The sequence below is a fragment of the Peribacillus frigoritolerans genome (assembly GCF_040250305.1).
Lineage (GTDB): Bacteria > Bacillota > Bacilli > Bacillales > DSM-1321 > Peribacillus.
The window spans coordinates 4,772,058-4,795,386 of sequence record NZ_CP158190.1 but is presented as its reverse complement, the minus strand read 5'-3'; the positions used below and the strand labels follow the sequence as shown (position 1 = coordinate 4,795,386).

At 43.0% G+C, this 23,329-nt stretch carries 20 protein-coding genes; 9 read left to right on the top strand and 11 right to left on the bottom strand.

The annotated features are described in order from the left end of the window. Positions 1–4: 4 nt before the first annotated feature. From fabL to ABOA58_RS23620, 5 genes are all read left to right on the top strand, one after another. Positions 5–754, top strand: coding sequence for an enoyl-[acyl-carrier-protein] reductase FabL (gene fabL, locus ABOA58_RS23640; RefSeq protein ID WP_230178804.1), 750 nt, complete (start codon positions 5–7; stop codon positions 752–754). Positions 755–836: 82 nt separating this feature from the next. Further along, positions 837–1,112: a gamma-type small acid-soluble spore protein gene (locus ABOA58_RS23635; protein WP_350300263.1), complete on the top strand. Its 276-nt coding sequence runs from the start codon at positions 837–839 to the stop codon at positions 1,110–1,112. A gap of 160 nt (positions 1,113–1,272) precedes the next feature. Beyond that, the gene (locus tag ABOA58_RS23630; protein ID WP_063577340.1) at positions 1,273–1,527 is read left to right on the top strand and encodes a YgaB family protein; all 255 of its coding nucleotides are present in this window, start codon (positions 1,273–1,275) and stop codon (positions 1,525–1,527) included. A gap of 233 nt (positions 1,528–1,760) precedes the next feature. Continuing rightward, positions 1,761–2,291 carry a nucleoside tri-diphosphate phosphatase gene (ntdP, locus tag ABOA58_RS23625; RefSeq protein ID WP_048685440.1) on the top strand — a complete coding sequence of 177 codons (531 nt, stop codon included), beginning with the start codon at positions 1,761–1,763 and terminating at the stop codon, positions 2,289–2,291. A 248-nt stretch (positions 2,292–2,539) separates the two neighbouring features. Next, a complete protein-coding gene (locus ABOA58_RS23620; protein WP_350300262.1) occupies positions 2,540–4,288 on the top strand; it encodes an ABC transporter ATP-binding protein in 1,749 nt (582 codons plus the stop codon). A gap of 72 nt (positions 4,289–4,360) precedes the next feature. On the opposite strand, the gene ABOA58_RS23615 is transcribed toward ABOA58_RS23620, so the two are convergent. The 5 genes from ABOA58_RS23615 to ABOA58_RS23595 all read right to left on the bottom strand — a co-directional run bounded on the left by ABOA58_RS23615 (position 4,361) and on the right by ABOA58_RS23595 (position 8,781). Continuing rightward, on the bottom strand, positions 4,361–5,278 hold the full coding sequence (locus ABOA58_RS23615) for an EamA family transporter (RefSeq protein ID WP_350300261.1): 918 nt from the start codon (positions 5,276–5,278) through the stop codon (positions 4,361–4,363). A 294-nt stretch (positions 5,279–5,572) separates the two neighbouring features. Next, positions 5,573–5,920, bottom strand: a complete 348-nt coding sequence (locus tag ABOA58_RS23610; protein ID WP_350300260.1) for a hypothetical protein — start codon at positions 5,918–5,920, stop codon at positions 5,573–5,575. Positions 5,921–5,933: 13 nt separating this feature from the next. Further along, a complete protein-coding gene (locus ABOA58_RS23605) occupies positions 5,934–6,464 on the bottom strand; it encodes an NAD(P)H-dependent oxidoreductase (RefSeq protein WP_063234827.1) in 531 nt (176 codons plus the stop codon). Positions 6,465–6,482: 18 nt separating this feature from the next. Then, on the bottom strand, positions 6,483–8,102 hold the full coding sequence (locus tag ABOA58_RS23600; RefSeq protein WP_350300259.1) for a DHA2 family efflux MFS transporter permease subunit: 1,620 nt from the start codon (positions 8,100–8,102) through the stop codon (positions 6,483–6,485). A gap of 40 nt (positions 8,103–8,142) precedes the next feature. After that, positions 8,143–8,781 carry an HlyD family efflux transporter periplasmic adaptor subunit gene (locus ABOA58_RS23595; RefSeq protein ID WP_350300258.1) on the bottom strand — a complete coding sequence of 213 codons (639 nt, stop codon included), beginning with the start codon at positions 8,779–8,781 and terminating at the stop codon, positions 8,143–8,145. Positions 8,782–9,106: 325 nt separating this feature from the next. Here ABOA58_RS23595 and ABOA58_RS23590 point away from each other — a divergent pair, with 325 nt between their 5' ends. Further along, the gene (locus ABOA58_RS23590; RefSeq protein WP_214747548.1) at positions 9,107–9,565 is read left to right on the top strand and encodes a MarR family winged helix-turn-helix transcriptional regulator; all 459 of its coding nucleotides are present in this window, start codon (positions 9,107–9,109) and stop codon (positions 9,563–9,565) included. Positions 9,566–9,622: 57 nt separating this feature from the next. Here the strand turns inward: ABOA58_RS23590 and ABOA58_RS23585 are convergent, their stop codons facing one another. The 4 genes from ABOA58_RS23585 to ABOA58_RS23570 form a co-directional block, all read right to left on the bottom strand. Beyond that, positions 9,623–10,714: an FUSC family protein gene (locus ABOA58_RS23585; RefSeq protein WP_214923327.1), complete on the bottom strand. Its 1,092-nt coding sequence runs from the start codon at positions 10,712–10,714 to the stop codon at positions 9,623–9,625. A gap of 322 nt (positions 10,715–11,036) precedes the next feature. Beyond that, positions 11,037–15,509, bottom strand: a complete 4,473-nt coding sequence (locus ABOA58_RS23580; protein WP_350300257.1) for a glutamate synthase-related protein — start codon at positions 15,507–15,509, stop codon at positions 11,037–11,039. 339 nt (positions 15,510–15,848) lie between these two features. Continuing rightward, positions 15,849–17,138: a glutamate-1-semialdehyde 2,1-aminomutase gene (locus ABOA58_RS23575; protein ID WP_350300256.1), complete on the bottom strand. Its 1,290-nt coding sequence runs from the start codon at positions 17,136–17,138 to the stop codon at positions 15,849–15,851. A gap of 144 nt (positions 17,139–17,282) precedes the next feature. After that, the gene (locus ABOA58_RS23570; protein ID WP_350300255.1) at positions 17,283–17,603 is read right to left on the bottom strand and encodes a hypothetical protein; all 321 of its coding nucleotides are present in this window, start codon (positions 17,601–17,603) and stop codon (positions 17,283–17,285) included. Between the two features lie 151 nt (positions 17,604–17,754). Between ABOA58_RS23570 and ABOA58_RS23565 the strand changes: the two genes are divergently transcribed. The 3 genes from ABOA58_RS23565 to ABOA58_RS23555 are packed head-to-tail and all read left to right on the top strand — an operon-like array spanning position 17,755 to position 20,392. Then, on the top strand, positions 17,755–18,762 hold the full coding sequence (locus ABOA58_RS23565) for an ABC transporter ATP-binding protein (protein ID WP_350300254.1): 1,008 nt from the start codon (positions 17,755–17,757) through the stop codon (positions 18,760–18,762). Positions 18,763–18,810: 48 nt separating this feature from the next. Beyond that, on the top strand, positions 18,811–19,602 hold the full coding sequence (locus ABOA58_RS23560; RefSeq protein ID WP_350300253.1) for an ABC transporter permease: 792 nt from the start codon (positions 18,811–18,813) through the stop codon (positions 19,600–19,602). A 4-nt stretch (positions 19,603–19,606) separates the two neighbouring features. Then, entirely contained in the window at positions 19,607–20,392 is a 786-nt protein-coding gene (locus ABOA58_RS23555) for an ABC transporter permease (protein WP_350300252.1), read from the top strand. A gap of 42 nt (positions 20,393–20,434) precedes the next feature. Here ABOA58_RS23555 and ABOA58_RS23550 read toward each other — a convergent pair whose 3' ends face one another. Together ABOA58_RS23550 and metE are read right to left on the bottom strand one after the other, a co-directional pair. After that, the gene (locus ABOA58_RS23550) at positions 20,435–20,911 is read right to left on the bottom strand and encodes an acyl-CoA thioesterase (protein ID WP_350300251.1); all 477 of its coding nucleotides are present in this window, start codon (positions 20,909–20,911) and stop codon (positions 20,435–20,437) included. Continuing rightward, positions 20,908–23,214, bottom strand: a complete 2,307-nt coding sequence (metE, locus tag ABOA58_RS23545; RefSeq protein WP_350300250.1) for a 5-methyltetrahydropteroyltriglutamate--homocysteine S-methyltransferase — start codon at positions 23,212–23,214, stop codon at positions 20,908–20,910. Before metE ends, ABOA58_RS23550 begins: the two co-directional genes overlap by 4 nt. Positions 23,215–23,329 lie beyond the last annotated feature (115 nt).

Below are 23,329 nucleotides of genomic sequence, written 5' to 3'. Positions count from 1 at the left end.
ACGAATGGAACAAAAAGTGGCACTCGTTACAGGTAGCAGTAAAGGTTTAGGAAGAAGCACGGCAATAAGGCTTGCAGAGGAAGGTTACGACCTCGTTATTAATTATGCCCGGAGCAAGTCGAAAGCATTAGAAGTGGCAGCCGAAATTGAAGCGTTGGGGCGCAAAGCCCTTGTAGTTAAGGCAAATGTCGGTGACGTTGCGAAAGTGAAAAGCATGTTCGAGGAAATCGATGCTTATTATGGACGTTTGGATATTTTCATTAATAATGCTGCCTCTGGAGTGCAGCGCCCATTGATGGAGCTGGAGGAATCCCATTGGAACTGGACCATGGACATCAATACAAAAGCCCTCCTTTTCTGCGCACAGGAAGCGGCGAAATTAATGGAGAGGAACGGCGGAGGGAAAATTGTCAGCATCAGTTCACTGGGATCCATTCGCTATTTAAAAAATTATACAGCTGTTGGAGTTTCCAAAGCTGCGCTTGAAGCCCTGACAAGATATTTAGCGGTCGAACTTGCTGCTAAAAATATTTGTGTCAATGCCGTTTCAGGCGGTGTGATCGATACGGATGCCCTTAAGTCTTTCCCGAATCGGGATGAAATGCTTGCTGAGGCGGCAGATCAGACTCCGGCTGGACGGATGGTCGAGGTGGAAGATATGGTGAATACCATCCTGTTTTTAATTTCCGATGGAGCCAGTATGATTCGTGGACAAACCGTAATAGTTGATGGAGGCATTTCATTGCTTGTTTAATATAACTGGAAAAATTTAAATGTTTTTAGTTGGATAACACTCTTGGATAATGGATATCTTATTATCTGTGGAGGTGATATCAATGGCTAATAACAAAAATAAATCACAAGCAGGTACTAATGTTCAACAAGTGAGACAACAAAACGCGCAATCTCAACAAGGTCAAGGCCAATTCGGTACAGAGTTTGCTTCTGAAACTAACGTTCAAGAAGTGAGACAACAAAACGCGCAATCTCAGCAAAAAAAAGGTCAAGGTCAAGCACAAGGCCAATTCGGTACAGAGTTTGCTTCTGAAACTAACGTTCAAGAAGTGAAACAACAAAACCAAAAATCTCAAAGCAATAAAAGCCAAGGCTAATCGCCGATGAAAAGCATCCTTCTTTTGAAGGGTGCTTTTTTTTGCCTTTCATTGGATTCGACAAATGTTTCGTCGTGTTTACATTTTATGTCAAAGGAAAAAAAGGATAAAAATAGAATATACATACTATAGAAAAAATACAGATTAGGAAGGTGCATTCATGGAGGAATTTAACCGGCTTATAAACAACCAGTTGAAAACGATGGATAAGCTTTTACTTTTACAATCCGAAATCGAAAGATGCCAAGATATAGAGAAGCAACTCCTTGCACTGGAAGAGGAAAGTGAAGCGGTCACCATTCAGGAAGAGATTCAACTCAAAAAGCAGGAATTGAAAAGTATCCATGATATGTTCGAGAAGCAAACGGAAGAAGTCATCCGTTATTTTCAGCAAGGACAGGCTGCCATACGATAAATAACCGGCTAATTTCTTAGTTAAAATGGGTGGATGGTCAGACTTTTTCGACTTATTTACACATTTTCACTGGGAGATTAGCCACTTTTGTTTTAAATTTATGAATAAATCGCTATAATATAGGAATATAGGGTAAATGGAAAAAAGTATATATTTTAAATACACACAACAACTGCAAACGGAATAGGGCACAGTACGCTGTCAGGGTGTCTATAGAAAGTAGGGAGAGATAAATGGGGATTGTTCCTGCCGAAGGAGGAAAAATCCAAATCCATAGCTATAAACATAATGGACATATCCATCGTATCTGGGAAGAGACAACCGTTTTAAAAGGGACCCAAAATCTGGTGATAGCAGCGAATGACCGTACTATGGTAACGGAATCAGATGGAAGGACCTGGATTACGAGAGAGCCGGCGATTTGCTATTTTCATTCAAAGTATTGGTTTAATGTTATTGGTATGTTGAGAGAGGACGGGGTTTATTATTATTGCAATATCAGTTCGCCGTTCACATACGATTCGGGAGCATTGAAATACATTGATTATGACCTGGACATTAAAGTATTCCCAGATATGACGTTTAATTTGCTGGATGAGGATGAATATGAAAGGCATCGGAAAGAAATGAATTACCCGGATGCCATCGATTCAATATTGAAACAGAACGTAGACTATTTGATTTATATGATACGCCAGCGAAAAGGACCATTCTCCGCAGAGTTTATTGATAGTTGGTATGAACGCTTTTTAACCTATCGATGATAGAAAAGGCCTGCTGCTTAATTGGCAGGCTTTTTCATTGTGTAACGTATCTACCAACTGTTTCAATCTATCACGATGCAGGAACCTTTAAACCTCCTTTAAATGTGTTTGAAAGTTAGTGAATGAAATCCTTTTGATACTTAATCATCGAAAAGGAAAATATAATTGAACAGTGCATATAAGATTCCAAATTGACTGGTATGGACTTTTTTCATTTGGATTTAATGATTCAGAAAAGGAGGTATTCCGTGGGGAGCATTAAGAGATATTTGCAATTCGTCAAACCATATAAATGGCAGATAATTGGGACGGTACTGATTGGATTGCTAAAGTTCGCGATTCCGCTTTTACTTCCATTGCTCAGTAAGTATATAGTGGATGACATCATCGGAAATGGTGACCTGTCCAAAGCCGTGAAGTCCGAACGCCTTTTATGGGCAATGGCCATCATGATTTTCATTTTCGTTGCAGTTAGACCGCCGATTGAGTATTACAGACAATATTTCGCTCAATGGACCGGAACGAAAATCTTATATGATATTCGTAATGATTTATTTACTCATATACAGAAACTGAGTTTTAAATATTATTCCAATACAAGGGTTGGCGAGGTCATTTCGAGGATGATCACGGATGTGGAACAAACGAAGAACTTTGTCATCACGGGTTTGATGAACCTTTGGCTCGATATCGCAACGATCATCATAGTAATAGTCATCATGTTTACGATGGACGTGAAGTTAACCATTGTATCGATCATCATGCTTCCATTTTACGCATTTTCGATCAAGCATTTCTTTGGCAAGCTGAGAACTTATACAAGGATTCGGTCCCAAGCGTTAGCTGATGTACAGAGTCACCTTCATGAACGGGTTTCAGGGATGTCAGTCATCAAAAGCTTTGCGATAGAAGACAGGGAACAGGAATTGTTTGCGAAGCAAAACAAGAATTTCCTCGATAAGGCCCTAAAGCATACAAGCTGGAATGCCAAGTCATTTGCCGTCGTGAATACGATCACGGATATTGCCCCCTTGCTCGTGATAGGATTTGCCGGTTATCAGGTCATTCATGAACAATTGTCATTGGGTACCATGGTTGCCTTCGTCGGTTTCATTGACCGGCTTTATAATCCCCTCAGACGTTTAGTTAACTCTTCGACGACAATGACTCAGACATTGGCATCCATGGACCGGGTTTTTGAGTTTGTGGATGAGAAGTATGATATCGATGACCAGCCAGGGGCGAAAGAGCTGAAGCAAGTGGAAGGCCGAATAACCTTTCAGGATGTATCCTTTGCTTATGACGAGAAAGAGGCACCCGTTTTGAAACATATAAACTTGGATGTCAAACCAGGGGAAACCATTGCACTTGTCGGGATGAGCGGCGGCGGGAAATCCTCGATCGTCAGTTTGATTTCCCGTTTCTATGATGTGACGGAGGGAAGGGTATTATTGGATGGGACGGATATCCGTAAGTATCAAGTCCGCAGCCTAAGAGATAAAATAGGAATGGTTCTACAGGATAATATCCTATTTAGTGAATCGGTTAAGGCCAACATCCTTATGGGACGACCTGATGCAAGTGACGAAGAAGTATTTGAAGCGGCTAAGGCGGCGAATGCCCATGAATTCATCATGGGTCTGAAAGAAGGATATGAAACGAAAGTCGGGGAGCGGGGAGTTAAATTATCCGGAGGCCAAAAGCAACGGGTGGCCATTGCGAGGGTATTTTTGAAAAACCCGCCAATCCTTGTTCTCGATGAAGCCACATCCGCATTGGATTTGGAAAGTGAACACTATATCCAGGAGGCGCTGGATATTTTAGCGAAAGACCGGACCACCATTATCGTGGCCCATCGGTTATCAACGATCACCCATGCCGATCGGATCGTTCATATCGATAATGGGGAAATTGCGGAAATGGGAACACACGAAGAACTTATGAAAAAGCAAGGGCATTACTATAACCTATTTCAAGTACAACAATTGGATTCTTAAGAAGAATAGGAAAAACAATATACAAAAGAAGACCATTCCGCTAACGGGAATGGTCTTACTTGTGCATGCACGTTATGAAATCCTTTTTTCATGCAGCGTTTTTTTTCCAGGAAGGAAATGCGGCAGATGCTTTATTCCCTCAGGCAAGGCGATGCCGACGATGATCAAGCACATCCCGAACCATTGCAGTGACGTAACCTGTTCATTCAAGAAGATGACGGAAACGATCATCGCTGAAGGCAGTTCCGCAGCACAAAGAATCGTTCCAAGCCCGACACCCACTTTCGGTAAACTGACAGCAAAGAAAAAGAAAGGAACTAAAACACCCAATGTGCCGAGCAGCAGACCGTAGTACCATAGGTTCGTTTGGACAAGATTCGTCACAAGTGTGACGGGGTTAGTTGTGAATACAGCAGTCAGCATACCACCCGTTGCAATGAAAAACAGCCGTTTCATTGAAGATTCCCCAACTGCGAATTGAGAGTTGCAATACATATATAGCGCAAATAGCAAGGCTGACACTAGACCGAACAATACGCCTTTTAGGCTTAGGCCGGATAGAGGCTGACCAAAGATCGCGCCTGCCAATAATGTCCCGATGAAGAGAACGAAAATGGCAATGAGTTTATTTTTATCCGGGCGTCTTTTATTTATGAAACTTTCAATGAGGACGCCTATCCAGGTAAATTGAAATAAAAAGACAACGGCAATCGAAGCGGGAAGCTCGGATACGGAAACGGCATATGCCTTTCCGACGAAAGTGGACATCATGCCCGTGATTAAAAGTAATCCGGCACTCTTCCATGAAACTTTATATTTAAACGAAAAAAGAAATAACACGGAGACAATCAGCCAACCGACGAGGTATTGACTGCCGACCAGTTCTCCGGATGAATGGCCATCCATGAATCCAAACTTCATCATGGTTGATAATGTGCCATATGAGATCGAACCGATTAAGACCATTATGGAATACTTCAAAAGTTGCATGTTTTTCACCCCTGTAAAAATAAAAATCGCCACCTGCCAAAAAGGCAAGTGACGAACGAAAAAAGGAAATCCTTTTAAAATTCCGTCTCTCAACAAAAGCTGAGTTTAAAAAAATGTTTGTGTTGCATTACCTTAGCTTAAAGTCTTTGTGAATATTTGTCAACCAGAAAAATAAGTTAAGCCTGCAGGTCTATCTTTAAGCTAAAGGCGGTGTGAGAGGCAGGAGATGTTCCTTTCACCCAAAGTAATTGAAAACCCCCAAAAAGGCGAATATGCCGAATGGGGTGAGGTGCTTCAATCGCCATTTTGCCGGAAGTCTTCCAATGTACCACGGTATTCCTCGTCTTTCATTTTTCGAAGATTAGGCTTTTTTTCTGCAGTTGGCTCATCATTTGGCTTTTGATTGTGAAGCTTGGAAAGTGCCAAACGATAATCCTGATCTTTCATTTTCAACTCATCATTGTCTGTTGGGGAGATGATTTCGGTAATGGAATCATCAGCCGAAGCGAAAGCGGACTCTTCCAACGAGTTCTCTTCCTCCGCTGGCGGCGGCTTACCTTCAGGCGATAAGGCTTTGATATTGTATGTGATCAAGCCCGTAACCGCTAATATGGCAACGATGATAATTAGAATTATGCCCATTGAATCAAGCCTCCTAGAGCTCGTTTATGAATGAACGGGTGACATGGGCTACCCGTTTTCCTAATGCTTCTCCAAGCTGCAAGTCATTTTTGGTGATGTTGTCATCCACACCGGGCGGACAGCTTATTCCTACTCCATAGTAGGAGCCATATAAGGCGTTTTCCGGGACAGTGCCGGGCAAGCCGACAATGATCATGCCTTGATGAAGCATAGGGGTGATTAAGTTCAGCATGGTAGCCTCGAGTCCGCCATGTACGGTGGCCGTCGTACAGAACACAGCACCCACTTTATTGATCAGCGCACCTTCCGCCCATAGATACCCAAGTTTATCGATCCATGTTTTCAAACTCGAACTGATGGTGCCGAAATGACCGGGACAGCCCCAAATGATGGCATCCATTTCTTGGAGCTTATAAACATCCGCCTCGTTCACATGGTCAATGAGAACCTCAGCGCCAGGGACCGCGGCGGCCCCTTGAGCTATTGATTCGGCAAGTGCTTTCGTATGGTTGCCTTCACTGTCGTAAACAACATAGATCTTCATTTTTATTCCCCCATTTAATTAAACCGATTTTTTTACTGGTGAAGGAAGCAAAGGTACATCCAAATGTTCTTGTTTAGCTTTTTTCATTGCTTTGTCCTTCCGAACGTCACGCAAAAAGAGGGAAAGAACGATACCGGCAATTGCGAAGCCTGTTGCCCAAAAGAATGCATCATTGATTCCCATCACATTTGCTTGACCCTGGATTTGTGAAGAAATCAGCGACATGGCAGTTTCCTGTGCCTGTTCACTAGTTTGATTCATCGAACCCATGATGGATTGAACGATTGTTTGGAAATTCTGAACAAAACCGGGATCACTCGTACTCATTTCCGTTCCTAAAGCAGTTCCATGGAAAGATGCACGGGTTGTATAAATGGTCGTCACGAAGCTCGTACCAATGGCTCCGGTCACTTGTTTAAGCGTATTGCTCATTGCCGTACCATGTGTATTCAAATGCTTAGGAAGCTGATTCATCCCAGCAGTCATGATCGGCATCATCAGTAAAGACATTCCAAGTGAGCGGATTGCATAGATGATGACCAAAGTCGAATAGGTAGTTTCCGTAGTCAATTTAGCGAATTCGAAGGTTGTGACGGCAGTAATCGCTAAACCAAGAAGTGCTAATGGCCGGGGGCCGATTTTGTCAAATAATGCTCCTGAAATGGGTGACATCACCATCATCACAAGGGCTCCGGGTAGCATCAATAGGCCCGATTGAACTGGTGTGAAGCCTCTTAAAGTCTGCAAATATATAGGCAATAAGAATATCCCGGTAAACATGGCCACTGTGACGATGGCGGAAATGATATTCGATAATACGAACATGTCATACTTAAATACACGGAAGTCGAGCATAGGTGTTTCCGATTTTAGCTGTTGAACCACAAAAAGCGTCAAAAGGATCAGCCCAATGATGATCGTTCCCAGAACGATGGGATCCGTCCAGCCTTTGGAACCAGCTTCACTGACACCGTATAGTAATGATGCAACACCTAGCAAGGATAGAGACGCACCCAACAAATCCAATTTGATTTTCTTTGGTTCTGCTACATTACGCATACTTAAAAAGGCGAGTGTCATGACTATCATGCCTAATGGCACCATTGCGTAGAACATAACCCGCCAGCTATATTCCTGAATGACCCAACCAGATAAAGTCGGGCCTATTGCAGGGGCAAACATAATGGCAAGTCCAAAGATTCCCATTCCTTTCCCGCGCATTTCCGGAGGGAAGATGAAAAGAATGATCGTCATGACCAATGGCTGCAGGATTCCGCCGCCAGCCGCCTGTATCAGCCGACCTGTAAGGATGACGGGGAAATTTGGTGCGATGCCGCAGATGAATGTCCCGACGGTGAATAAAAACATGGCAGCAAGGAATAAAATGCGCGTGCCAAACCGTTCTATTAAAAAAGCGGACAGTGGGATCAAGGCTCCATTCACGAGCATGAATCCAGTTGATAACCATTGAATCGTAGTCGCAGCTACATTGAATTCTGCCATCATCCTGGGCATGGCGACACTAAGCAGGGTTTGATTCAAAATGACCATGAACAAACCTAGCATTAAGATAATTAACATGGGGGCAAACTGCTTCATTCCCTTGTTTTCATTTACTGTGATGGTTTGAGAAGCCATTTAAAGAAAAGCCTCCTTTCTGTATAACTATGTAGCCATTTTATTTAGTTGAAATTTTCACTTCTGCGTTCATTCCAGGCAGAACTTTATCGGATGGTGCTTTGATGGAAATTTTAACTGGTACTTTTTGGGTAACTTTTGTATAATTTCCGCTGCTGTTTTGATTGCCCATCACTGAAAAGACAGACGTTGTAGCATAACCGATCTGTTCCAATGTACCTTCGAAGACAGTATCGGGATCTCCATCGATGATAATATCGACGCTGTCACCTTTTTCGATATCCTTCAATTTATTTTCTTCAATATTAGCCGTAATGGACAGGTCATCCATATTGATGGTTTGAGCCAGCGTTTGACCCGCTTGAACAAGCTGCTCATCATGCACTTGTGTTTTAACGATAGTACCTTGTGCTGCGGTTTTTACCGCTTCTTTTCCGTCTAAGGTGGTTACATTGGCAACTTTGTCATCCTTACTTACACTGTCTCCTTCATGTAAGTCCCAATCTGCTAGTTTACCGGCAGCGGGGGCAACGATGGTATATAGCTCTCCCGACACTTTCGCTTCATCCGTTTTAATGAAATTCGTGCTTTCATAATAGTAATAAGCCCCACCGGCCAATACCGCTATGATAATAACCAAACCAATGACATTGATTAAAACTAAACGTCCTCTATTCACTTGTTTCGCCTCCAAAAAATATTGATGATGTATTTCTTTTTTCGATACTGTTCATAAGCTAGAAATGACAACGCCCCCTATTCTGATGTTTATTTGTTAAATTAAATAAATATTAACTTTTATAAGTATTAATATTATTAAGTAAAGAGTTTACCAGTTTAATTATTTTTTGTCATGTAATTTATTCGGAATAATAGTGGGAAATAAATACAGTGAAATAGTAAAAATTTGAATTTTTTTTAGTTTTAAGGATATATGGAAAGTAAAGTTGACATTGGAATGCCGTTTAATTAAATTTAAGAGGTAGGATTGTCCTATATAAGGAGTGAGAAGGCTGGAATTTAAATGGGAAGTAACTAATAGTATAGAAATGCAGATTTTTCGGATTAGGAAGAAGCTTAGGGCCATCGTAGCAAAAAATCTTCAGCCTTATGGATTAACATCGCCTCAGTTTTTCATATTATTGATATTGAAAAAAGAGGGGTCAATCAAATCGACCCAGCTGGCTGACTTCTTAACCGTTAAGCCAAGTGCGATTACCGTATTTGTAGATAAGTTGGTCGAAATGGATTATGTAAAAAGGCAGCCTTCTGATAAGGATCGCAGGGTCATCAACCTTGAATTGAAAGAGGCAGGGGAAGCGATTTTGGGGAGAGTCCTTGCGGAGCATAACCAATTGATGGGCAAGAACTTCAATTCATTCTCAGAAGATGAGCTGCAGGATCTTTTGAAGAAATTGGATACGATTGAAAAGGCGGCAGATAAGAACCTTTTGGATGATTGAATGAGGGGCATGCTCTAAATAGAGACGAAAAAAGACGGTTCCTGGGAACCGTCTTTTTTAATCTTCTTCATAGTGGACAGATATTTCGTTATCTTCCTTATGGAAGGACTGGAAGCTGACAATCAGCTTTTCAAGATGTTCCAATTGCTCGTCATATTCTATGACCGCAGAAATCAATGGTACAAGGCGGGCAGAGAGATGGCCCAGATTATCATGCATTTCGTCCACTTGATTCTGCTGTTCGAAAAAGTGGGCGAGCAGCTCTTTACGACTTAAACAATCCTGGTCCCAATCTTCAATCTCCTCGATGGACTTGATTTTTTCGATATGCAGTAATATCAACTGTTCATGCTTGCGGATCAAGGAATCAAGCTGCTGTAAGATGCTCCGTTGGAAATCCTCAGGCATTTGATATACTTCATTCTCGAACTTATGAATTCTCTTCAAGGTTTCAAACGCTTTTTTTGTCGTTATGATCATTTGCCGATAAACGACAAGCTTTCTTGCTTTAGCTACACTGTTTTTCTTGAAATATTCCCGTTCCTCTTTGTACATGGAATAGATATGTTCCAGATCGAGTAACTCCGCCTTCAATCGGCTGATGTCTTTTTTTAATAAAGTGTGTTCAGTAGCATGTCTTGTGCTGATTCTAATCCATTTCAAGATGTCTTCGGTTACATCTGTAATGCGTGTATAAAGCTTTGCTTCATATTTTGGAGGAATGAAAACTAGATTCACGATAAACGAAGAAACGATTCCAAGCAAAACGGATGAGAGACGAATAAAGGCAAAATTCAGGAATTCCCCGTCCTGGCTTTCCATGATGGCGATGACCGTCACGATGGAAAGGACGATCGTTTTATCCATTTTCAATTTTAAATTGATGGTTATGACAACCATTACGGCAAGACCGATCATAAAAATATCATTTCCGAACAACAAAACGAAGGAGACAGCAACCAATGCGCCAATGATATTTCCTTGAATTTGCTCCAGCACCGTTTGATATGAACGGTAAATGGTCGGCTGTATTGCAAAAATTGCAGCAATCCCAGAAAGGACAGGAGCAGGAAGGTTAAGCAGTTCCGAGAGATAAAGCGCTAAAACGATTGCTATTCCTGTTTTGAGAATGCGGGCACCAAACTTCATATATGGGTTAATCCTTTCTTTGTATTGTAATGGATAAGTGGCTCTATTTATATATAGGCTTTTGCTTAAAGTTGTATTCTAACTTATTTGTTAGTACTTTACACTAAAATAAGAAGATGTAAACAAAAAGTAATATACAGGATTTTCCTAAGAGTTACAATAGTTAAAATCAAGTTTAATATATAAAGAAACGATAGGCAATTTCTTGATTGCTTTCAAGTTTATTTTTCCATCGTTTGAAGACATTCCAGAGGTATATGACTGGAAAAGGCTGATGCTCGCATTAAAGAGCATCAGCCTTTATTAATATATATTTTCGGCATCACTCCGTGGAAACAGCAGGATCCGCCTGTTCTTTAACTGGAACGACCTGAAGGAAGTGCTCTTCAGGATTTTGTAGCAGGGCCTCTAAAGAGGCCGCTTCTTCGGTTTGGCCATGATCTTTCAAGAGGGCCGTGTATTTGCCCAGAAGTTCGGCCACATCCTGCAGGCCTCTTCCGGATAGGGGCTCAATGGAAATCTTTGCACCTTTCGCAACCCGCTTCTTAATGACCTCTTTGGTTAATCCAGATTCAGGCTGTTGCCGTAAATAAACGACACCGCCTGTCATCCCTGCGCAAATCCATGGACCGGGATCTCCCAGAACCAAACCTCTTCCATTTGTCATGTATTCAAAAGCGAATCCCTTAATATTGGAAGTTACCGCAATATTGCCGGTTTCCTTTTTAGGAAGCGGTTGTTTCAATAATCCTCCAATGATCATATCCGCTCCGGAAAGCCGGATTCCTGCCCTGGCATCGGCATCACCTTGGGCAATGAGAAGACCATGCTGTGCACCGTAACCAAATCCCTTGCCTACAGAGCCATTGTAGAACTTTCCATCTTTTCCTGGAGATTTAAAGATGGCAATATTACCGCCAATCGATGTTTTGCCGATACCATCCTGGGCACCGCCATTCACGCTGATTGAAATTCCCTCCGTATTGTATGCCCCGAGTCCATTACCCGGGATGGAACCATCCTGGTAGGATAGGTGGACGGGGGGAAGTTTTTTGTATGATCCGTCCAATCTGCCCCTAACGCGGTGACAGGACACCCTGCTGCCGAGTACACGCTGCTCGGAAGTGATCGAGCTATAGCTACGGGATTGCTGCAGATCATCTACATGCGAATCTAGATATTCAGCGCCAACGGCTACCTGCATGGAGCCTTCATTCAAATACGCCGCAGTTTCCTTATGTGAGAACGGTGTTATATCCAAGTTTTTCAATAAATAGGTTAAATCCAATGATTGTTGACCTTTAACTTGCTGCAGTAAATCAGAACGTCCGACGATATCCTGAAGATTCTTCACCCCAAGTGATCCGGTCAAAGATTTGAGTTCTTTTGCAAATGCACTGAACATATTCGTTAATCCCTGAACGGCTAAATCAAATTTTCGTGGAACAAAACGGCGCAGCCCGTGTTCCTTCGCCTGTGCTTCCGATTCAATTTGTGTGGCGATGCCCACATGGCAAGTATCAAGATGACATCCGCGGCACGTTGTACAGCCGACGGCAATCATCGAAAGGGTTCCAAAACCTACACGGTTTGCACCAAGCAGCATTACCTTCAATACATCCATTGAGCTTTTTAACCCACCGTCTGCCCAAATTTCAACATTCTGTCTGATACCTGACTCAAGCAGCGCATTATGGGCGGCTTTCACACCTATCTCTACTGGCAGACCGACATGTGCGAGTGCATGGATCCTGGCAGCACCCGTTCCGCCATCAAAACCGGAAAGCGTTATGATATCGGCCCCCGCTTTTGCGACGCCGACAGCAATCGTACCAATGTTTGGAACGACTGGTACTTTGACGGCAACTTTTGCCTTGTCGTTTGCCGTTTTTAGCTCATGGATCATTTGGGCCAAATCTTCAATTGAGTATATATCATGATTATTGGAAGGGGAGATCAAATCGGAACCGATTGTTGCATTTCGGGCTTCTGCGATTTTCGCTGTGACCTTGGAACCTGGAAGGTGACCGCCTTCACCAGGTTTTGCCCCTTGCCCAATTTTAATTTCCAATAGATTTGAAGAGTTCAATAGTTCTGCATTGACACCGAAACGGCCGGAAGCGATTTGCTGTCCGCGGGATTTCGGGTACTTGCCAAGCATATCCTTTATTTCCCCGCCTTCACCATTCATGCTGATCATGCCTAACCTCTCGGCAGCTTCTGCATAGGCCCGGAAAGCAATCTCATTTTGTGACCCAAAAGACATGGAGGCTATGACGAACGGCAATTCCTGTTCGCCGACCGAAAGACTGACTTCTTCAGAAGGGATGGAAGCATCTGAAGTTTTTAAAGATGTCAAGTGGCGGATCGTCGTAGGATTGGATTCTTCCTGTTCGGTGATCTTTTCGCGATAAGCATCATAGTCCCCGGTTGAAGCAACTTCCCCGATAGACTTCCAAATCCTTGGGAACAGATGGAAGGTTTTACCCATCCGTTCTTTTTCATTGCCGTAATCTTCTGCGCGCTGGATAGCATCTGCCTTGATTTTATCAAAATTATAGTCCAGATCATTGGATCCAAAGAAGTTAGCCACATTTAAATATTTCGCGATTTCCTCATGTAAACCGATGCTTGAGAAAAGTCTTCCATAACCGCGCAGCTCATGAATGCCAATGGTGGAGATGACTTTCTCAAGACCTTTCGTCAAGGAGTTATATAGATTGGTAACCCCCTTGAGGTCATCCGAAGATAAGGAAAGGAACATATAATAGGGGCTGATTAAGTTGGCCCCAAGACCATAAGAAACGATGATATCATGCAGTGACCTTAGCGATGCTGAACGTAAAAGGATGGAACAATCACGGCGCTTGCCTGTGCGGACCAACGCTTGATCGACGGCCGAAGTGACAAGGTGGGGATCAAGCCAAAGGTTGCCGTTTTGATGGGCAAGGGCATCATCCAGAACGAGCAGCGTTTTTCCTTCATCCACTGCATTGACACTTTCATCCGTAATCCTGGTCAAGGCATCCGTGATGTTTTCATCCTCTTTGAACGTGCTTGAAATGAAGTGCACGAGTTTTTGATCTTGGTTATATTTAATGAACTGATCATAGCTTGGCTGCGATACGATAGATGAGCACTCATAACCCGTTGACCCTTCAATCAATAAGGGAGTCAGCAGCTCCGTAACCTTTCCTGCCTTATTCGCTTCGAAAAGGGAAGGACGTTTTCCGATGATCGTTCTTGTTGAGAAGTGCTCGGTTTCCCGGTCCCGGTCGATCGCAGGGTTGGTTACAACGGCCACACTTTCCTTAATGAAATCAGCAATGTTGGTCCGTTGGGGATTAAGTGCTGCGAGTGGCGCATCATGACCAAGTGAACGAATGGGCTCAGCGCCTTTTTCGGCCATCTGCTCCACTAATTGGACATGCTCCCTTTCCCACCCAAAGGCTTTATACTGACCATTATGAATGGCTTGCGTATTTGTCATGGAGACAACCTTTTCAAACACTTGGGGCTGTAAGCGGACTCGGTCATTGGAAAGGACGAAACGATCATTGAAGAGTTCAAATACTTTATCCTGGTAATCCTTGTAAGTGTACAATTCAATACGGTCGCCGTTCCATTTCAAACCGATTTTTTCCCCTGGCCCCATCGGTTTCGGATCTCCGGTATATTCACTGGAAGGGATGATTCCTGGTTCGGAAGTGAACATATAAGATGATTCCGTTTCAATATTCCATAGTGGGCGCAAGCCTAAAGAGTCGACTGAGAACACGGCTTCATCGCCGAAACGGGAGATGATGCCTGCCGGACCTTGTGCAAAATGACCCCATGCTTCCCTTAAATACGTATATAAGTCTTGTAAGTGCTCGGGATATTCCTTGATTTCATTAATGATTGGCGGGAACATAAGATCGACAGCTTCAAATAAAGAGTAGCCATGACGGCAGATGAAAGTTTCGATCGTTTTGTTTAAATCCTGTGAGTCGCTTCCATCTTTAGCGATGGGAACTCCAATCATTTTCGCTTCATCACGCAATTTGGCGATGGTATTGATTTCACCATTATGACCAAGTACACTGAAAGGCTGGACCCGGAAGAAGCTTGATAGAGTATTAGTTGAAAAACGATTATGCCCCAGTGTCATGGTGGAGGCAGCCAAAGGGTCGGCAAGATCAAGATAATAGGCAGGGAGTGTATCTCCAGCACCCATCACTTTGTATACCGCATGATGCTGGCTTAAAGATGCAACATGGATGAAATCACTTTTTTCGATGTCGGAAGTCAGCTCAAAAAGAACATTTGAAAGCTCCTGGTTGTTATTGATGGTGGAGGAACAGGCAAATTGCCAGAACACTGGGTCTTCTTGAATGGCAATCGGTCCCAATGCCTCGGAACGGTAGGCTTTATCCGTTTCGAATATCAATGAGAGACCATGTTGGAGCAGTTTCTCCTTGACTTCGATTTTTAAGTCGTTAGCTTCTGTTTTTTTGCTTAAAAATAAATGGCCGACTATGAAGGAATCTTGATCGACGATGCTTGGATCGACATTTACCGCTTCAAGCTTCTTTTTCCAAAGAGCCCGGGGAATATCGATATGGATGCCGGCGCCATCGCCCTCACCATTGATGAAGCCGCAGCGATGGTTCATTTTAACCAGGGCGTCGATACAGGCAAAGATGTTTTCGTTAGTAGGGATCTTCTTTTTTTCGATGCAGGACACGATACCGCAGGCATCATGTTCTTCCTTGTGAAATTCTTTGAATGTAGCAGGTGTCCATTGTTGGGTCATATATGTGGCTTGAATAAGGTTACCCTTATTCTCTGCCTTTCACCTCCTGTAGCATGTGTTTAATGGGGGAAATATTAGTAAACCCGAACAATAGTCCAAGTTTTGATAGATTGAAAGAAAGTGTATAAATGTATATAAATGTATCCATATCATATCATTTAAATATTCAGAAATCAATTTTTTATACAATAGAATGGATGCTGTAATTGGTGGGATTTTTGTAAGGAGTGGCTTCAAATGCCAATATTAAAGATTTATTACAGGGAAATAAGAAACCCTCAAGATTGATGAACATCCTGAGGGTGTATAAAAAATGCATAATTATGCTGATTCGATTTATTATATTAGGTTTTTGAATGCATGTTCAACCGCTTTTAGAGTATAAGCGATATCATCATCCGTGTGAGCAATCGTCAAGAACCAGGCTTCGTATTTGGACGGTGCCAAATTGATTCCCTGGTTGAGCATGAGCTTGAAGAACTTAGCGAACATTTCGCCATCCGTATTTTCCGCCTGCTCATAGTTTTCAATTTTTTCTGTCGTGAAATAGATCGTCAACGCTCCTTTAAGGCGGTTGATGGTGATCGGTACATTATATTGGCGGGCTGCTTTCAGGATACCTTCTTCAAGGATTTTCCCCAGCCGGTCCAGCTCGTCATACAGTCCCTCTTCTTTAAGTACTTCTAAGCAAGCTATCCCGGAAAGCATGGAAGCCGGATTTCCTGCCATCGTACCTGCTTGATAGGCTGGTCCCAGCGGTGCGACAGAATCCATGATCTCTTTTTTACCGCCATAGGCACCAATAGGAAGCCCGCCCCCGATGATTTTTCCAAGCGCGGTCAAATCAGGTTGAATTCCCAAAAAGTCCTGTGCCCCTCCGTACATGAAGCGGAACGCTGTGATGACCTCGTCGAAAATGACTAGTGATCCGGCTTCGTGAGATAATGAAATGACTTCTTCCAAAAAGCCGGGGCTTGGTTCCACGATTCCGAAGTTGCCGACGATCGGTTCAACCAGCACGCCAGCAATTTCATTGCCCCATTTATCCAGTGCTTCTTTAAATGGCTCAATATCATTGAAAGGTACCGTGATGACTTCTTGTGCGATGCTTTTGGGAACGCCGGCAGAGTCCGGTGTACCTAAAGTGGACGGGCCGGAGCCTGCAGCGACGAGAACAAGGTCGGAGTGTCCATGGTAACAGCCTGCAAACTTGATGATCTTATCTCGTCCTGTGTAAGCGCGGGCAACGCGGATGGTGGACATGACGGACTCGGTTCCTGAATTGGTGAAGCGGACTTTATCCATGGATGGTATGGCTTCTTTCAACATTTTGGCAAATTTGACTTCATGTTTGGTCGGTGTGCCGTATAAAACGCCCGTTTCTGCTGCTTTAACGATCGCCTCCGTAATATGTGGATGCGCATGACCTGTGATGATCGGGCCATATGCAGCTAAGTAATCGATATATTTATTGCCATCAACATCCCAGAAATAAGCACCTTTGGCATGATCCATCGCAACAGGTGAACCGCCGCCTACAGCTTTGTAAGAACGGGATGGGCTGTTAACCCCGCCAACGATATGTTCCAATGCCTCTTTATGTAAAAGCTCCGAATTACTAAAATCCAATCTTAAAACCTCCTAAATATATAAACATATTTCCCCTTAATCATAGCACTTTTCCGTCCGTAAATCTGGGGTCGAAGGCCGGGAAATGTGATTCATTCACTGGTGGAAGCGCTGAAGCCCTATAAGCATCAGGGTTCCGGGCCTTCATTTTGTTTGCGAAATAGAGTCGGATTTCATAACTCCTGTTATGAAAGTAAGAATGGCCAAGATGGTGTCAGGGTTTTCGATGTCGAAGGATTGGCGGTTCATTTCGCCCTGGGCTTGGTAATAGATTAGCTGCCCGGTTCCTTTCTCTTCATTAATGCGAAGGTGGAAACTGATGGGTGTGCTTTCGATCGACCCGCTGGAATCCCTTTTGATGACCTGGCATAATAATTCACCGTACTCATCTTCATAAAGGAAGTCATATCGAAGGTCGAAAACGACCTTTTCAATTTGGGATAGTAATAATTTTTTGATATTCATAGCATACTGGTCTCCTTTATATATGTATCTGGTACAACGGCCATTTCCTCCCTGAAAATGGTATATGGCATCCAAGCATTTTTATTGTCTAAAAAGGTTGGTTTGGATAAACTAATTCATTAGGACAAGAGATTACGGAGGATGTAACAGGATGAGTGATGCAATTCAAGTGAAACAGCTTCGGAAGGAATTTAAGTCGGCATCAAGCCGTTCAGGGCTAAAGGGTGCCTTCCGGGATTTACTTACCAGAAATTATAAGGTCGTCCCTGCCGTCAATGATATCAATTTTACTGTAAAAAAGGGTGAGATGGTAGCTTATATCGGGGAAAATGGTGCAGGGAAATCGACCACGATCAAAATGCTGACAGGTATTTTGGAACCGACAGCAGGTGAAATCACGGTCAATGGCATGAATCCGCATAAAGAAAGGGAAAAGTTCACTCAGACAATCGGAGTCGTATTCGGTCAGCGCTCACAGCTTTGGTGGGATATTGCGGTTCAAGAATCGTTTAGGCTGTTAAAAAAGGTCTATAAGGTAACGGATGAACAATATGACGATCATATGGAACATGTCATCAAGACGCTTGATATCGGCCCTTTGCTGGACAAACCAGTGCGTAAACTCTCGCTTGGTCAGCGAATGCGCTGCGAGCTTGCGGCAGCCTTGATCCACAATCCGCCTTTGCTGTTCCTGGATGAGCCGACAATTGGACTTGATGTGCTCGTGAAAATGAAGATTCGTGAGTTCCTGAAAGAAATCAATGAGAAATATAATACGACAATCCTTTTGACTACACATGATTTAGGAGATATTGAAGCATTATGTGAGCGTGTAATCATGCTTGATGAAGGACAAATCATCTATGATGGGGAATTGCAGAGTTTGAAAAATAACTGGGCTGAGGAAAAACAGATCCATTTTCAATTCATCGAGCCGATCGCATTGAAGGAATTACAATCATTAGCGCTCCCATTTACCGCTAACTGGGTTTATGATGAGAAAAATCAAACTTACATTGCCTTGTTGAAAGAAGAAAGTGATCATATTTCACAGCTTGTTTCAGCTGTCGTATCTCATTTTAAAATAAAAGACATCAAAATCCATGAAACGTCCATTGAAGAGATCGTTCGCAATATTTACGAAGAAGGCACTGTCTGACTCTCTTATCATTAAGAAACAACGTGTCTATCAAGAAGGGGGAGGGCCATGGGGAAGTATCTTGCCATGATCCGCATGCGTTTTTTAATGATGCTTGCGTATCGAACGGATTATTATACCGGCATTTTAATTTATAGCATTAATATCGGTGCTTATTATTTCTTATGGAATGCGATATATGGAGAAAAAAGCTCCATCGAAGGACTTACAAGCATGCAGATGACAACCTATGTCGCGGTTGCATGGATGGCGCGCGCTTTTTATTTCAATAATATTGACCGCGAAATCGCCACTGAGATTAAAGACGGCAAGGTTGCCATTGAAATGATAAGGCCTTATAACTATTTAGGCATGAAAACGATGCAAGGGCTTGGGGAAGGGATATTCCGTTTCTTCTTCTTCTCGATTCCGGGGATGCTGCTGGTAGCTTTCATTTTTCCTATCGAATTGCCGCACGAGCCGGCTACGTGGGGGATGTTCGGCATTTCCTTACTGTTCAGCTTCATCATCAATACACAAATCAACTTATTGACGGGAATCACCACCTTTTTCTTATATAATAATGCCGGATTAATCCGCGCTAAAAGGGTTATCATTGATTTATTTTCCGGTCTGCTGCTGCCCATCAGTTTCTATCCTATATGGGCGCAGGAAGTGATGAAATATTTACCCTTTCAAGGGATCAGCTATGTACCAAGCATGATTTTTACGAATGGGTACAGTTCAGGCGAAATTGGCATGGCGCTTTTACAGCAGTTAATTTGGTGCATCATTCTCATAATACCGATTCAGCTTTTATGGATAGTCGCAAAAAAACAGCTGATTATTCAAGGAGGTTGACGGGATGTTTTATGTATCGATGTTTTTTCAATATGTGAGTCAATATATGAAAACAAGACTGCAATATCGAGCCGATTTCTTCATGGAAATCCTATCTGACCTGCTGAATCAGGTCGTGAATCTAGTATTTATCTTAGTCGTTTTTGGACATACGCAATTTTTAAGCGGATGGAGCCGTGAAGAAATCATATTCATTTATGGATTTTTCCTTATCCCATTCGCCCTTTTTTCAGCCTTTTTCAACATCTGGGATTTTAATGACCGTTATATCGTCAAAGGTGAAATGGACCGGATATTAACAAGACCGATACATAGCCTGTTTCAAGTCATTTTAGAAAGAATCGAGCTTGAAGCGTTATTTGGTGTTGTGACCGGTTTGATCATTATAGTCTATTCGGGGATTTCATTGGATCTGCAGCTTGCGTGGTATGACCCGATTCTTTTCATCATTTTTGCAATAGGCGGGGCCCTTGCTTATGCAGCCATATTCGTTTCGATAGCAAGCATTGGTTTCTGGTCGGATGCGAAAACCTCCATCATGCCAATGATGTATAATATCGGGAACTATGGGCGCTATCCTGTTGATATTTATAATAAGGTCATTCGTTTTGTCCTAACATGGGTGCTGCCATTCGCGTTTGTTGGTGTTTATCCGGCATCTTATTTCCTTAGAAAGGAAGAGTGGTATGCATATGCATTTGCCACACCTGTAATTGGGGTAGCCTTTTTCGTGATATCCGTATTCATATGGAATCAGGGAGTGAAGAGGTACCGCGGGGCAGGGAACTGAAAGAAACCCCTTCAACAGCATTCATGTTGAAGGGGTTTTTGTTTAGTTGCGTTTATTCTTTCTTTCAATATATCTTGCTTGTGCTTGAACATATTGCTGCTTTTCCTCTTCGGTTTCCGGAATGACCTGTGGTACGTTTGTCGGCTTACCGTCTTCATCAATGGCCAGCATCGTTAAAAAAGCACGGGCCGTAAGCTGTTTCTCGCCTGTTAATAGGTTCTCGCGCTCCACTTTCACGAATACCTCCATTGATGTGCGATGGGCACAGGTAACATAAGCTTCAAGGTTGATCGCATCCCCCGTCTTGATGGGGGCCAAAAAATCAAAAGAGTCGCTTGAAGCAGTCACAACGGGTTTTCGACAATGGCGCATAGCTGAAATGCAGGCTATTTTATCAACATAGGCCATTACTTTACCGCCAAAGATGGTATTGTGATGATTTGTATCCGGTGGAAAAACAAGGTCGGTTAAAAAAGTCCGGGACTGCTGTATTGGATGGGCAACGTTCTTTTCAATCATTTGCCTGTTGTTTTTGCTAAAAGGTTTTCACGGACGATTTTTGCTGCTTCGACCATGTTTTTCAAGGAAGCGACGGTTTCCGGGATACCCCTTGTTTTCAGTCCGCAGTCGGGATTGATCCAAAACTGGTCTTTATCCAATACCTTGATCCCACGTTCAATCATATCTACCATTTCTTCCACTGCCGGCACACGCGGGCTATGAATATCATACACACCCAGACCAATGCCTTTTTCATACGTTTTTTCCTCGAATGCGGAAGCAAGCTCCCCATGGCTACGGGATGTTTCGATGGAAATTACATCGGCATCCAGGGAGGAGATGACATCCATGAAACTGTTGAAGTCGCAATAGCACATATGCGTATGAATTTGGGTTGTATCCTCCACGCTTGATGTGGATATCAAGAACGAATTCACAGCCCAGTTCAAATACTCGTCGCGATCGCTTCTTTTCAATGGCAGACCTTCTCTAAGTGCAGGCTCATCAACCTGAATCATTTTGATTCCAGCGGATTCCAATGCAATGACTTCTTTTTCCAAAGCGAGCGCCAGCTGATAGCAAACATTCTCCCTGGAAATATCATCACGGACAAATGACCAGTTCAAAATCGTAACAGGACCTGTAAGCATTCCCTTTACCGTCTTCTTCGTCAGTGATTGTGCATATACACTTTCCCTGACTGTCATCGGTTCGATGAAATGGATGTCGCCGTAGATGACTGGTGGTTTCACACAGCGGGATCCATAGGATTGTACCCAACCCTTTTCTAAAAAGACGAATCCGCCTAACTTATGGCCGAAGTATTCAACCATATCCGTCCGTTCGAATTCCCCGTGAACAAGGACATCCAAACCGATTTCTTCTTGGATTTCAATCCATCTGCCAATTTCTTCGTTAACGAATATTTCATATTGCGAAGCGGTCCATTCTCCTCTTTTGAATTTCCCGCGTGCTTGTTTAACTTCAAATGTTTGCGGAAAGCTGCCGATCGTAGTCGAAGGGAGAAAAGGCAATTTGAAAAATTCCTGTTGTTTTTGGTAACGTTCTTTAAATGGAAGCTGTCGGGCTGCGGTCCTGGTTTTAACCTTTTCGACATTGGCTTGTACAGTTCCGTGATTCCGGGCATTTGAACTTGCTAACGTTTGAAGCGTGAATTTATTGGCATCGACTTTTTCGGCAATTGCTTCAAAGCCTTGATTATTCCCTTTGACCAAGAGTGTGATTTCCTCAAGTTTCTCATCAGCGAAAGCGAGTGCCTCTTTCGCTTCTTTTGAAAGGGCGGTTTCATTACGAACTGTCACCGGGACATGAAGCAGGGAACAAGAGGGCTGAAGCCAGATTTGGTCTTCGGCTACAATTGTCTTAAGAGTCTCGATCAATTGGATTTTTTTCGATAAATCAGAAAGCCAAATGTTTTTTCCGTCAATCACACCTGCAGCAAGCACTTTGTCCTTCGGGAAGCCGAATGCTTCCAGGTTGCTTAGATTCCTTCCTTTGTCATGTACAAAATCAAGACCAATTCCTTGGACTTGTAATTCGATGACTTCTTGGTAATGTTCCACGGCATCAAAGTATGTTTGTAGCATGATGTTCAGGTTTGGTGCTGCTTCATTCAGTTTTTCATAGAGGTAAGTAACAGTTTGCATATCTTCTTTGGAAATCGATGAAACAAGTGAAGGTTCGTCCATTTGAACCCACTTCACGCCTTCTTGCTCCAACTCCCGCAGGATTTGCGTGTATAGGGGAAGCAGGCTCAGGATGATGCCAGGGATATCTTGTTTTTTGAAGCCTTTGGAAAGGGAGATGAAAGTATAAGGACCGATCAATACGGGCTTCGTTTCAATCCCTAGGTTTTCCTTGGCTTCCCGATATGCTGCAAGTGGTTTGTTTTCTGTTAACGTCAGCTGTGGCACCTTTAATTCAGGGACAATATAGTGATAGTTCGTATTGAACCATTTCGTCATTTCGGAAGCTACTTCATCATTGTTTCCGCGAGCCATTGAATAATAAACGGAAAGGGGGACGCTTCCGCTTTCATAGGCTGAATAACGTTCAGGAACAAGACCGAACATGACGGACATATCGAGCATTTGATCATAGCAAGTGAAGTCGTTGACAGGAATAATATCAATGCCTCGCTTCTTCTGTTTTTGTAAGTTGCCTAAACGGATGGCTTTTAGCTGTGCCGTAAATTCTGCTTCATCGATTTTACCGGACCAGTAAGACTCCAATGTACGTTTCCATTCACGATTTTCCCCGATTCGAGGGTAACCCAAACTACTGCTTTTCAATATTCCCATCCTCCTATATTCATTTAATTGAGCAATAAAAAAAGCATTCCTAACCGTCAAAAGAGATGGTTAGAAATGCTTAAAATAAAGAGGCATGCAAAATGCCCCTTAAAATTATAAGGTC

Excerpts from the sequence above, each read along its gene's own strand:
- fabL (WP_230178804.1), top strand. The coding sequence starts at position 5 with ATGGAACAAAAAGTGGCACTCGTTACAGGTAGCAGTAAAGGTTTAGGA.
- ABOA58_RS23635 (WP_350300263.1), top strand. The coding sequence starts at position 837 with ATGGCTAATAACAAAAATAAATCACAAGCAGGTACTAATGTTCAACAA.
- ABOA58_RS23630 (WP_063577340.1), top strand. The coding sequence starts at position 1,273 with ATGGAGGAATTTAACCGGCTTATAAACAACCAGTTGAAAACGATGGAT.
- ntdP (WP_048685440.1), top strand. The coding sequence starts at position 1,761 with ATGGGGATTGTTCCTGCCGAAGGAGGAAAAATCCAAATCCATAGCTAT.
- ABOA58_RS23615 (WP_350300261.1), bottom strand. The coding sequence starts at position 5,278 with ATGCAACTTTTGAAGTATTCCATAATGGTCTTAATCGGTTCGATCTCA.
- ABOA58_RS23610 (WP_350300260.1), bottom strand. The coding sequence starts at position 5,920 with ATGGGCATAATTCTAATTATCATCGTTGCCATATTAGCGGTTACGGGC.
- ABOA58_RS23605 (WP_063234827.1), bottom strand. The coding sequence starts at position 6,464 with ATGAAGATCTATGTTGTTTACGACAGTGAAGGCAACCATACGAAAGCA.
- ABOA58_RS23600 (WP_350300259.1), bottom strand. The coding sequence starts at position 8,102 with ATGGCTTCTCAAACCATCACAGTAAATGAAAACAAGGGAATGAAGCAG.
- ABOA58_RS23585 (WP_214923327.1), bottom strand. The coding sequence starts at position 10,714 with ATGAAGTTTGGTGCCCGCATTCTCAAAACAGGAATAGCAATCGTTTTA.
- ABOA58_RS23580 (WP_350300257.1), bottom strand. The coding sequence starts at position 15,509 with ATGACCCAACAATGGACACCTGCTACATTCAAAGAATTTCACAAGGAA.
- ABOA58_RS23570 (WP_350300255.1), bottom strand. The coding sequence starts at position 17,603 with ATGAATATCAAAAAATTATTACTATCCCAAATTGAAAAGGTCGTTTTC.
- ABOA58_RS23565 (WP_350300254.1), top strand. The coding sequence starts at position 17,755 with ATGAGTGATGCAATTCAAGTGAAACAGCTTCGGAAGGAATTTAAGTCG.
- ABOA58_RS23560 (WP_350300253.1), top strand. The coding sequence starts at position 18,811 with ATGGGGAAGTATCTTGCCATGATCCGCATGCGTTTTTTAATGATGCTT.
- ABOA58_RS23555 (WP_350300252.1), top strand. The coding sequence starts at position 19,607 with ATGTTTTATGTATCGATGTTTTTTCAATATGTGAGTCAATATATGAAA.
- ABOA58_RS23550 (WP_350300251.1), bottom strand. The coding sequence starts at position 20,911 with ATGATTGAAAAGAACGTTGCCCATCCAATACAGCAGTCCCGGACTTTT.
- metE (WP_350300250.1), bottom strand. The coding sequence starts at position 23,214 with ATGGGAATATTGAAAAGCAGTAGTTTGGGTTACCCTCGAATCGGGGAA.